A 10,918-nucleotide genomic window follows, 5' to 3' on the forward strand; every position below is an offset into this window, starting at 1 on the left:
CCTCAGCGGTGACCGCATACCGCTCGACCACCTGAGTCAACGCCACCCGCTCCGGCAGGCGGGACAGCCGCTCCACCCTGCCGGTGCCGGTAACTTCGGCGATCAACGGACCGACGCCGCGGGCCGAAACTCGCTCCCTGTTGGTCCCGGTGACTTCGGGCACTGCCATCAGGAACTCGTGTCCGTCTCGGGTCAGTCCGAATCCGGGTCGGTCCAGGGTGTTGCGTGCGGCCCTGCGCTGCTCGATCGAGCTACCCATCTGGGATTCGTCGGCGTTACTGAGGCGTAGTTGGATCCGCGCATTCGACACGGTCAGCAGCCCCTGCTTCTGCCCGACGAACCAGCCACTGGCACTGGTCATCACGTGCACCCCGTAGGACAGACCCTGCCGGGCGATGGTTATCGCCCGTTCACCCATCGCAAAGTCCTTCTCGTGCAGGTCGCCGTAGTTATCGATAACCAGGAAGATGTCCCCGAACTTGTCCTCTGGATCTGTTCCGCCGCCGCCGGCGGAGCCGAAGCGCCGTTCCCTGAACTCGGAGATGTCGATTTGGTAGTGCTTGAACGACGCCTCCCGGGCGCGGATCAGCCCCTCCATCGTCGCGATGGTCCGCGACACCCCTTCGGTGTCGTTCACGCTGACCACCCCGGCGACATGCGGCAGATCCTCCACCGGATACAGCGCTGCCCCGATGCAGAAGAACGTCACGCGTTCTGGCCGGTACATCAGCGCGGCGGAGGTCATCAACGTCATCAACGTGGTGGACTTACCACGCTGGGCGGTGGCCACCACCATGACGTTGTCCATCTCGGCGTCGACGGCGTGCACCCGCTGCAGGTGGTCTTCGGGAATGTCGACAATCCCGATCGGGAACACGAGGCCTGGGTTCTGCCCGTAGTCGACATGCCAGGGTTTGCCGCGCCAGTACCCCACCAGTGCGTCGACCGGCTCGCTGATTTCTAGTGGGGGAAGCCAAATTTGGTGCGGCAACCGGGCAGGGCTTGAAGTAAGCGACTCGCGGATGACGTCGAGGATCTTCTTTTTCTTGAAACCGTCCGGATGGAAAAGGAATTCGTCGGGTTCCTCAGGCTCGTCGGCCACCGCCAACGCTGCGGCGTCCTCGGCGCTCAGCGGTTGGTACTCCCAGGTGAACGGTCGCGGCTGGGAGAAGCTCACGTCAATCGTCTGGCTCAGGCTGGTGACCTTCTTTGGCAACACGAACGGCGCCGATAGGTAGAAGCACCGGAATGGCTCCAGGTCCCGAGGGCCGACCTTGAGCAAGGCGTACCCGTTCTCCTTCGACGGCAGATGCAGCGCGGCATCGCTCGCGATGACATCGCGGGAATCCTCGGCGGTCTCCGCGCGCAACGCGACCCGGAACGCGATGTTGCTCTTCGCCTTGCTGAGCGAGGACAGGTCCAACCGCTGCCCACCGAGGGTGAAGAACACATTGCAGCCACGGCCTTCCTGACCGATGTGGATGACCAGTTGTATCCACTCTTGGTGATGGTGGAAGAGCTCCAGGTACTCGTCGATGATGACCAGCAGGATGGGTACCGGTTCCAGATCCCGGCCGGCGAGCCGCATCTCTTCGTATTCGTTGGCGTCACGCGCACCGGCTTCCTTGAAAAGTCGGTATCGCCGGGCAATTTCGCCGTTGATGGCTTTGCGCATTCGCTCGGCCAGGTGCCGATCGTCCTTACCCAGGTTGGACAGTGAGCCCGCAACGTGGGGCAACCCCTCCAGGTCCTGGGCGGCGGATTCGAACTTCATGTCGACGAAGATCACGATGAACGTTTCCGGCGAATGCGTCAGCGCAATCCCGTTGCACAACGACAGAAAGAACTCGGACTTACCAGACCCCGACGTTCCGATCACGACTGAGTGAAAACCGAAACCGCCAAAGTCTTTGGCGCGGAAGATGACGTACTGCAGTTCGCCGCCAGGCTTCACGCCGACCGGCACCATCGCCCACTTCGGGTCACCGCGGCCGCGGCTGTCGGCCCACAACCGGTCGACGTCGAGTTGGCGCGGATCATTGATCCCCAACGCACGCAGCAATTCGCCTGCTTGGCTGTCGGTTTCGGACAACTCCCCCGCGCTCATCGGCGACCAGCGCGCCAATGCTCGTGCATACCGGTTCGCGGTGCTCTCGGCCAGCATGTCGGCCACCGCATAGAACGCCTCGCGGTGATATAGCCGGCCTTCTCGCAGCTCGAAACGCTGGTCGGGCTCAGCGAAGCCGACTCCCAAACCGTCTCGCGTCGCCAACCGCAGCACCGTGATGCCGGCCATGCCCTTCTGCCCGGTCACGCCCTCCCACTGCTCGGGCGTGCCGACGCTGTCGTCGACGATCACCCAGTGCGGTCCCAGATTTGAACTCGACACTTCCATGGGTGAGGGCATCGATGTCGGACTCGTTCCGACCGGCGGTGTCCAGGGCCCACGGCCCTTGCGGTGCAACTCGGCGTCCAGCGATTCCTCCAGCTCGGTTGGCGAGGCGAACACCAACCGGCGCAGGCCGCAGGCATCGAACATTTCGTCGTGCTGGTTGTGCGGCAGCCAGACCAGCCAGGACCACAGCTCGGGATGACGGGTAACAACCATCAGCTTGAGGTCATTCGGGCTGTGATAGACCGCCAGTGAACACAGGACCGACCGCGCCAGGTTGTGCAGTTGGTCGGGATCGCTTCCGATGAAACTGAATCCGGGCTTGGACCGCAAACTCAACACCTTGCCGATTCCGCGGATTTTGCTTTGTTCAAGGATGAAATCTCGCAGCGCGCCGCCGGTGACCGGTTCCAGTTCCTCACCGATCGGAACCTCCGGCCACTGCAGCGACACCGCTGAGTCGCTGGCCTGCTGTATACCTATCCCGAGGCGGGCATCAAGAAAATCGGGGTCGCCTGGGCGGCGCTCCCACATCCGCGGGCCGCCGATAACGTTATCCAGCTGCTGCGGATCACCATGCAGGAAGAGTTGGCTACGGCGTTGGTCTTGGGCTGCGCGCTGTACTTCGTCGCGGTCCTCGTCGAGTTGGCGCAGATACACACGCCGCTGCTTCTCCTGCTCGCCCCACGAGATCCGCCGTCCGCGTCCGAACCGGCCGCTGAACATCAACGCGCCAAACCCGGCCAGGCCCATCATCGGGAAGAAGCCCGACTGCAGCGATCGGACCCCGGAGGTGTACATCACCACCAGGGTGCCGATGATCCCGACCAGCAGCGCCGGCAGCGCGATCATCAGCAGGATGTTGCGCGGCTCGCGCTCCGGCAGTGCCAGCGGCGGAGCAACCGCCACCCGCACCGGCGGGACCGTCGGTGCCGGTTTGCGTGCTCCGCGAACAAAACCGCGTTTGGACATGCCTAACCTCCCACCTGTTGGTTGGCTTCCGGAACCGGCGCCGCTACGCCGCCGCCCGGGATGGTGTCGCGCGCCAACAGGGCGCTCTCCCGGCTGATGGCCGGTCCGGCCGCAAATGTGCGTACGATCGGCCAGGGCGCTTGGAGGGCGCTGCCCGGATTCAACGCAAGGGCCTGCAAGGTCTTGTCATCCCATTGCACCCCGTATCGAACGCCCTGCGGCGAAAGCCAAAACAAGCTTTCGCGGCTGTCCGACGTGGCGACGCCGCTCGTCGTGGCGACGAAGTTCGCCGATCCCGGCAGCACCAACGCCTGGTCGGCTTCCACCGAATCGGGGTTGCGGTCATCGCGGACCAGCCTGACCAGACGAGGATCCATCCCGATCGGCACCGGCAGCCCCCGTCCGTTGAAGACAGTGATCGTCGCCTGCGGGTCGGTGGACTGCTTCTGCCATGCGACGCAGGTAACCGGATTTGCCGCTGCGTCAATGAAATTCAACTTGCCCGAAGGGTAATAGCCGACATCGAGAACCTCGACGACGGGAATGTGGATCAGCTTGTCGGGCGAAACCAGGGTCGGTCTGGCGGAGGCCTGCGCGAGTGCGGTGCGGAGCAGGTCGGCGACAAAACTGGTGATCTTTTGCACGCCGTCGGGCAACAGCGCGTAGAAGCCGGTGACGGCGCCGTTGGCGTCCTGGGTTTCCAGCACACTTCCGACCGTCGAGCCCGCCAACCACTTCGACGGGGTTCCTAACTCCGGGATAGCCGGAACCACAAGCGGTTCCGTTGCCGGCATGGCGTCGAAGAGGGCGTTGGAGATTTCGACCGGATAGGTCACGCCCGGATCGAGACCCAGGTTGAAGGTGACGGATCGGTCGGTGGGGTCGATCTGCGACCGCTGTCCGCCCCAGATCACGTAGGTGGCGGCTTTATGAGTGACCAGGACAGCTTGCGAAGGTCCCATGGGAGCTGCCCGGCCCGCCACCGACAACTCTCCGGCGATCGAGGTCACCAACGGTGGCGCCCCGCTGCCCCGGTTGGGTGCGGTGTCGCACACCGACCACGCCGACACGGCACTCGGTGTGACGGTGAGGCTATCGGGCACACCGGGGATACCGATCATCGGACCGGTCGGGTACTTGGCGATCTCGGATGCCTTGACCCAGGCCGGCGCGGCCGCGTTGCCGACGGCCAGCCGCGCCGACGTCAGGTTGAGCGCGGGGTACAGCCGCCCGTTGATCTTCGCGTAGACCGCGCCGGTGTCACGATTTCCAATGATCGCGGACTGGCCCACCAGGCCGGCAGGCTTCATAACGTGCAGCAGCGCCATCCAGCCGATGCCGATGAGGACGAAGACCATTGAAAGTGCCACCGCAGCTTGCTGTTTGCGGTCGTCGTGCTTCATCCGCACCGAGAACCGGGTGATCGCGGCCTTCAACCTGCGGTTGTAGAACAGGTGTCCCGAATTCTGGTCTCGGTTCGAGAGATTGAGTGGCACGGTCAGTATCCTTTCGGCGGTCGATGTGCATCCGCCTGCTGCACCATCGCGGCGAGGTTCTCGCCGTTGCGACTGACGCCGTAGCGATCGATCACATAGTTCATCGAGGCGCAGATATTGGCCACCGGATCGTAGATGTTGGTCGACGTGCCCGGTTGGTGGTAGCGCGCAAAAGTAGCCGGAATCGTCTGGGCGATGCCTCGGGCGAAGCCCAGGCCGCGTCCGTCGGGCTGCACTGCCCCGGGTGTTGCCGCCGGCTGCGACCCGACCACCGACGGTCGTCCGCCGGATTCCCGGGCGATCAACGTTTCGTATCCGCGGATCCAATTGCGCCGAGCCACCGGATCGGTGATGCCCAGTTGATCCAGCGCCGCGGCGATTCGCTGCCTGACATGCCCTGGTGTAAAGGCCTTTTCGTACCTAACCGCGCCAAGCGGGAGCGCGGCTACCCGTGCCGCCGGGTGATCCGAGGTGTGCCGCAGGCGCAGGTGGGCCGGTCGGCGCAGCCGCCGCGCTAGCAGGTGCGAGTTTCGATGCGAACGGTGTAGGTAATGTTGCTGCTGGCGCAGGCGAGCTGCCATGCGCGCCAACGCTTCCTGCCGCCCGAGCGGGGTGTCTGCTGCCGGCATCGAGTCGCTGCGCGCGTCGTCGAGGACGCGTCGGGTCCCGTGCCAACCCATGGCGTGATCGGTATGGGCGGCTGCCAGTGCGGCGGCCAGCTCGCTGTCGGCCGCTGCGCTGCGCCGCAATCCAGCGGCCATCCGACGATTGGCTGGCGCCGCCACCCCCATCTCCTCGCCGTTGATCCTGATGAGCCGGTCCGCGCGCTCCCGTAGTTGCTCCGGCGCGTCGGGAACACCCGCGTCGAAATAGCCGACGCCGTAGAGGTTGTGCCCGCGAGCCAGCAGCTCAACTGCCCCGCGCGACAACGGATCCCACGTCACTGAAGGGCCCCGCCGTAACGCGCCTTGTTCTCGGCTTCGGCCTCTTCCCGCAGCGCTACGATGGCGAGGTTCAACCTGTGGGCCAGCTCGCCATGGCTATATCCGGACATCACGGTCGGATGCAAAGTCAATTCCACCAACCTCCCGTCGGAGTTGACGACCGCCTGGATATCCCCGAGATCGACGCTGTAGGTGATCGCCTCCGCCTGACCGACGAGCGCTTCCCACTTATCGGCCGCCTCGCTCAATTCACGCAGAACCGATTCGACGAGATCCTTATCGCTTAGCTGGGCGCGACTGCCCGACCCCGGCATCATGACAGTATCTCGACCCCTCCGACCAGCGTCAATTCATTCCCTGCACGCTCGCGCGCAGTGCCCTACGGGCCGGCTTTCCATCCGCTAGCCGCTGGCGTACTAAGCATTTGGAACCAGGCGAAGTGATAATTCGCGGTCAGAAGGTTCCCGGTGGCAATAGCTTCGGTGGCGGCCAGCAGCAGACAATTGAGCAACAACCCGGCGTCGATGTCGGGGTACTGGGCGAATAGCTGGTAGCGCGAAGTATCGAGGTACACCCGCAATATGTCGATTTCGGCGTCGAGGACGCCAGTCCCGGCGGCACCCGCCTTAGCCAACGTGTGAACCATCCGCGGCAGACCATCACGCCAGTGCGTGGCCTCGCTGAGCTGCCAGCCCAAGTCGTCGACGGCCGGCAGCTCACGCGGTTGCGAGGAGGTGTCCGCCACGTCATAGTCGATTGCCCAGCCCAGCGCATCGCCAGGGGCGTAAGTCGCCAACAATGCCGTGGGTCCGAGTAAAGCCGCGGCGTTGCCCGCGCGCCGCTCCGGCTCCAGCAACCGGACGTCGGCGGGCAACGTAATCCCGGGCGGTATCCAGCCGTTGGCAAGGTCGGTCACCAATAACGTGCTCCCGTCCGCGCGCTTGCCGACGGCCCAACGCAATCCGGGTTCTTGACGAGCCACGAACTTGAGTAGCCGCTCCAGCCGTTCGCGATCCGACTCAGACTCGACCTGCGGCGCCGGCTGATGCGTGCTGACCGGCTCATCGATCGGAGTCACCCGAGGCTCGGTATGGCGCGCGGCGGGGGACTGCCTCGGCGCTTCATCGACCGGAGCCTCCGCGAGGGGTGCGATCTCCTGTAGCACCATCGCGATCTCGTCGAGCACCTCGGTGTCATCCGGTTCGGCGCGGTGCCGGGGCGCGGACCTTTCTGGTTCGACGGATTCCAAATCGGCAGCCGGTGGCGGCGGCGCTGCCGCGGCAGGACGGTGGTCTTGGTCCGGATATTCCGGCCTTGGCGGAGCGGGTAAGTCCGTCGTCGTTGGCGCAACGGCGGCGACTTTAAATCGCCGTGTCTTTTCGGTGTCGTCAGCCCCATTTACCGGCTTTAGCGGCCGGTGTTCCGCCGGCAATTTCGGTGTCCCATTACGGAGATGGCGAACTGTCGACTCGACTCGTCGAACAGCGAAGGCGCGGGCACCATTGATCACTCGGGCCTCTTCTGTCTGTCGCATCGGATCAGCCAATCCCGCTCGCCGGATGCCTAAGAGTTCTTCGTTCGCCGAATTGACAATCTTCTGCAGGTCGGCCTTCAAATACTTGACAAGCGGGGCGGTCGCGGTAGTAACTGTCGACAGCTCGGCCGGCCACAACCCACCTGTCACCCACGGGGTGCAGTCGACGGGAGAGCTGAAGGCCGGAATCTTCAGCGATTCTCGGGTAGCTCTCCGGAGGCGCTGCCGCGCCGTATTCCGACCGAAGATCGCCACCGGCCAAGCCTACCGTCATCAACGGAAGCGCCAACTCACTGTTTGGCCGGTCCCACAAAGGCGGGTGTACTGCTGGCAAACCGTCAAAAGGCCTGCCCAAATGCTGAGGACTTAGTGGTGAATTGTAGGAATAAGCCACTCTGGGTAGCGTAAGCCTGTGGCTGATTCCGGGCTGCAACAGCAGCTGAACGAAGTGCGCGCACTGCTTAGCCGCGCGCGAGAGTTGTTCGGCGCTAATCCTGTCCAGCCGCCCACCGATATCGCTCCGGATCGAGACGCCGTCAAGACCTGGATCCGCTAGACCCGACCCTAGTCATTGCTCCGCACCGTCTCGGCGGTGTAATTCATGCGCCACCAACCGCTCGATCGCAATGTCGAGATCCTGGGCGGTCGGAACCTCGGCAGACGGGGTGTAGCCGGCCGCCACGATTTCGCCGCGAACTTCCATCACTGCCTTGAGATACGAGACGTCGGCGGTTAGCAAAATGCCCTGCGCCAAACTTTCCGCATCGGTGTGCATCGCCGCGTCACTCAGCGTGACGCTGTGCATGTACCCGCCGCGACAGGAGCGGACGAGGATGTGCCCGCTTGGGTGTACGGTGTCGAACGCCGGGTCGGGCTCAGTCATGGACCGTCGTCGGAGATGCGTTCGATTTCTTGAGCAGACTCAGCATCCTGCGCCTCCCACATGCTGGCCGATTTTGTCAGGTTGTCGGCCATTTGCGAGTGACTGTCGGCCTGTTGTTCGTAGCACACGCGTCGTTGCTCGAGGAGTTCACGGCCGGCCTCCCGCAGCTCGCCGAAGATCGGACCCAGCGAGTCAAGGCTCTCTTGAATCGCCTGGTGCGACGACGGCAGGGTCCGCAGATACTCGGATGTCTCTTGGTGGTGGCCGGCGGCTTGACGCAAGTTGTCGGGCACCACATGGATTCGGTCTGCCATCCGCTGTCTCCTCTTGATGAACCGGCGGCCGCCGGATCTCTACTACGGTCTCTCGGTGGTAGCCGGCCTGGTGGGCGCCGGTGGGTCGGTCTTGTCTGGTGCAGCTGCGCTGACCGGCCCAGGTGGATGCTCCCAGCCTAGGAAGCTGGGCCCGTTCACGGTGGAAATGTGCTGGATCTGGCCGTTGAGCAGGGCCCGGCTCTGGCCGAGGGCAAGTGCGTGGCGATCAGTGAGCATGCCGATATCCCCGGGTGTGAGCCGCGCTGGGTCGACCGGGTCGGGAACTGCAGTCCCAGGAGGCGGAATGGTAATTCCCTCCTGGCGGAAGGCATCTGCGATCGGCATGCCACTGGCCGCCGCCTTAATAGCCGCTGCGAGTTGAGGATTGGCAGCGGTGACGGTTTCCCCGTTAGGCAGTGAGACGGTGGTCGGCGGCTGCACCGCCGTGGGTTCGGCGTCGTGGTGGTCCGTCTGCTCATCGCCGTCTTTATCGGCGGATGGTTCGTCTTCTGGGTCGCCTGCTGCCAGCAGCGCGTCGTCGAGGTCTTTCGGTGAACGGTCATCGTCGGCGCCCTGCAGCGGCCCGGAAAGTGGAAATCCGCCCGGGATCCCTCCCCCACCAAACGAAGGGATACTTGGCATCGTCGGGGTCATCGGCGGCGATGCCGACGGAACTTGTGCCGGCGCATCCTCGGGCAACAAGCCGGAATCGTCCACGGGCAGCGAGTCCAGGTAGGGGTCAGCTGCAGTGTCGCCTGTTGCTGCCCGGCTTTCTGCTGGGGAGCCGGCGGGCACGTCGGTGGACCGACGGTGTTCGTCCGCCTCACCGTCCGGCTTGGCCGAGTCGTACAGCGATGTCCAAGCGGCCATCAGCGCCGAGTTCGACGTGTCGTCGAGGCTCGCATTGGCCACCACGTCGCGGATATCCCGGAGCTTGCCGACCAGGAAACGCTGGAAGTCACGCGCGCCCGCCGGGGTGTCCAGATCGGATCGTGTTGTGACCGCCGCCTCGATATCGTGCTGCAACTTGGCCAACGCTGCCCTGCCCTCGGCGTTCTGTTGGTGCGCATTGAGAACTGCAGTGACAACTTGCAGGTCGACCTGAGCAGTCGCCGAGTTTTGATGTGCCAGAGCAGCTTCCGCGTCTCTAATGGCGTCGGCGGCGGCGCCCTCCTGACGATCGGGGGCAGGTTCGTCGACTTGCGGATTCGGTGGTAGCCGGCCCGCGGGTCCGGTTTGCGGCGGGACAATCATCTTGCCGGTCCTTGGGTCGAACAGATCCGGATGCTGTTGACGGATTCTGGCAATGACGCCGTCGAGCCGTTGCGGGCTTGCCGTAAATGCCGTCATGGCATCCGCTATGTCTTGCGGTGTCAGACCTGTCAGCCACGCTTTCGGGTCGCCAGTGCACTCCTCGACGTGCTCGACCGCGGCAAGCACGTCGTTAGCCGTAGCCATTGCTCAGCCGAATGACAGTGCGCGCGGCGGCGGATCGTTTTGCGGCCCCAACATGCTGGCGACAGTAGCCAGGCGTGTGGGTCTCGACAATTCACTCCTGTGGACAGCGGTGAGCCGACAAACCGCTAGCCGGTGGAGGTGGTGTAGTGCGCCGCCAACTTGTCCAATACGGCCTTTTTCGCATCAGCGAGCTCGCGGGCACCGGCTACCACCGCCAGAATTTCGCGTTGTTTCGCGATCAGAAACCTTTGAAACTCATGCGCACCAATCGCGGTATCAAGCCCAATGGCAGTCTGATTCGCGACAGCGCGGTCCATTTCGGCAGCGATCGCGTCGAGGCGCCTGACGCCCTCGACCGTAGCCGCATGCGCGCTGGCGAGCACCTCCGCGAGAGCACGGTCGGCATCGGCAGCTGCGCCGTGCTGTCTCGACAGCGCGGCTTGGCCTTCCCCGATGGCGCCGATCGACCGGCCGGCCTGCTCTGCCATGGCTTGACCGTACTCATGGGCTCCGCGCTCAACAACCATCGCCGCTACCCCACTGGGCGCCTAATCTGCACACCGGTGCCCAGCGGGCTGATCCGGACCGTAGCGCCCGCATGCGGTGCTTCGACGACCAGGTTGTTGCCGATAGCCATCTGCACGTGTCCGGCGCTGGGAAAGACGAGATCGCCCGGACGGACCTGGGAACGGGAGACCGGAACTCCGTCGCATATCTGCTGATAAGTAGTGCGGTCCAAGTGAATTCCCGCCCGCGCGTAGGACCACTGGGTCAACCCAGAACAATCGAATCGGTCTGGCCCGGTGGCACCCCAGACATACGGGCTGCCCAACCGCGAGAGCGCCGCGCGCACGGCGATCCCGGCGCGGGTGTTGGCCGGCGGCAAGCGCAGCCCGGCGCGGTAGCCGGCGCGTCGCAAAGCTCG

The 10,918-nt window shown here is 64.4% G+C and carries 11 protein-coding genes; 1 reads left to right on the plus strand and 10 read right to left on the minus strand.

Annotation, left to right across the window (positions count from 1 at the left end):
- The 5 genes from eccCa to WAN71_RS18980 all read right to left on the minus strand — a co-directional run.
- Positions 1 to 3,364 (minus strand): type VII secretion protein EccCa (gene eccCa / locus WAN71_RS18960; protein ID WP_422226806.1); only part of this gene is annotated, 3,364 nt, incomplete at its 3' end.
- 2 nt (positions 3,365 to 3,366) lie between these two features.
- Positions 3,367 to 4,860 (minus strand): type VII secretion protein EccB, encoded by a 1,494-nt coding sequence (eccB, locus tag WAN71_RS18965; protein ID WP_422226807.1) that lies wholly within the window; start codon positions 4,858 to 4,860, stop codon positions 3,367 to 3,369.
- Between the two features lie 2 nt (positions 4,861 to 4,862).
- A complete protein-coding gene (locus tag WAN71_RS18970) occupies positions 4,863 to 5,804 on the minus strand; it encodes a transglycosylase SLT domain-containing protein (protein ID WP_422226808.1) in 942 nt (313 codons plus the stop codon).
- Positions 5,801 to 6,121, minus strand: a complete 321-nt coding sequence (locus WAN71_RS18975) for a DUF2710 family protein (protein WP_422226809.1) — start codon at positions 6,119 to 6,121, stop codon at positions 5,801 to 5,803. The genes WAN71_RS18970 and WAN71_RS18975 overlap by 4 nt, the downstream gene beginning before the upstream one ends.
- Positions 6,122 to 6,183: 62 nt before the next feature.
- Positions 6,184 to 7,593: a DUF5631 domain-containing protein gene (locus WAN71_RS18980; protein ID WP_422226810.1), complete on the minus strand. Its 1,410-nt coding sequence runs from the start codon at positions 7,591 to 7,593 to the stop codon at positions 6,184 to 6,186.
- A gap of 157 nt (positions 7,594 to 7,750) precedes the next feature.
- Here WAN71_RS18980 and WAN71_RS18985 point away from each other — a divergent pair, with 157 nt between their 5' ends.
- Positions 7,751 to 7,894: a hypothetical protein gene (locus WAN71_RS18985; protein ID WP_422226811.1), complete on the plus strand. Its 144-nt coding sequence runs from the start codon at positions 7,751 to 7,753 to the stop codon at positions 7,892 to 7,894.
- 12 nt (positions 7,895 to 7,906) lie between these two features.
- Here WAN71_RS18985 and WAN71_RS18990 read toward each other — a convergent pair whose 3' ends face one another.
- From WAN71_RS18990 to WAN71_RS19010, 5 genes are all read right to left on the minus strand, one after another.
- A complete protein-coding gene (locus WAN71_RS18990; protein WP_422226812.1) occupies positions 7,907 to 8,221 on the minus strand; it encodes a DUF2694 family protein in 315 nt (104 codons plus the stop codon).
- Positions 8,218 to 8,535 (minus strand): ESX-1 secretion-associated protein, encoded by a 318-nt coding sequence (locus WAN71_RS18995; RefSeq protein ID WP_422226813.1) that lies wholly within the window; start codon positions 8,533 to 8,535, stop codon positions 8,218 to 8,220. Before WAN71_RS18995 ends, WAN71_RS18990 begins: the two co-directional genes overlap by 4 nt.
- Positions 8,536 to 8,577: 42 nt before the next feature.
- Positions 8,578 to 9,993 (minus strand): DUF4226 domain-containing protein, encoded by a 1,416-nt coding sequence (locus tag WAN71_RS19000; protein WP_422226814.1) that lies wholly within the window; start codon positions 9,991 to 9,993, stop codon positions 8,578 to 8,580.
- A gap of 125 nt (positions 9,994 to 10,118) precedes the next feature.
- A complete protein-coding gene (locus WAN71_RS19005) occupies positions 10,119 to 10,481 on the minus strand; it encodes a DUF4226 domain-containing protein (RefSeq protein WP_422226815.1) in 363 nt (120 codons plus the stop codon).
- Between the two features lie 44 nt (positions 10,482 to 10,525).
- Positions 10,526 to 10,918 (minus strand): C40 family peptidase (locus tag WAN71_RS19010; RefSeq protein ID WP_422226816.1); only part of this gene is annotated, 393 nt, incomplete at its 5' end.

The sequence above is a fragment of the Mycobacterium sp. genome (assembly GCF_049280035.1).
Lineage (GTDB): Bacteria > Actinomycetota > Actinomycetes > Mycobacteriales > Mycobacteriaceae > Mycobacterium.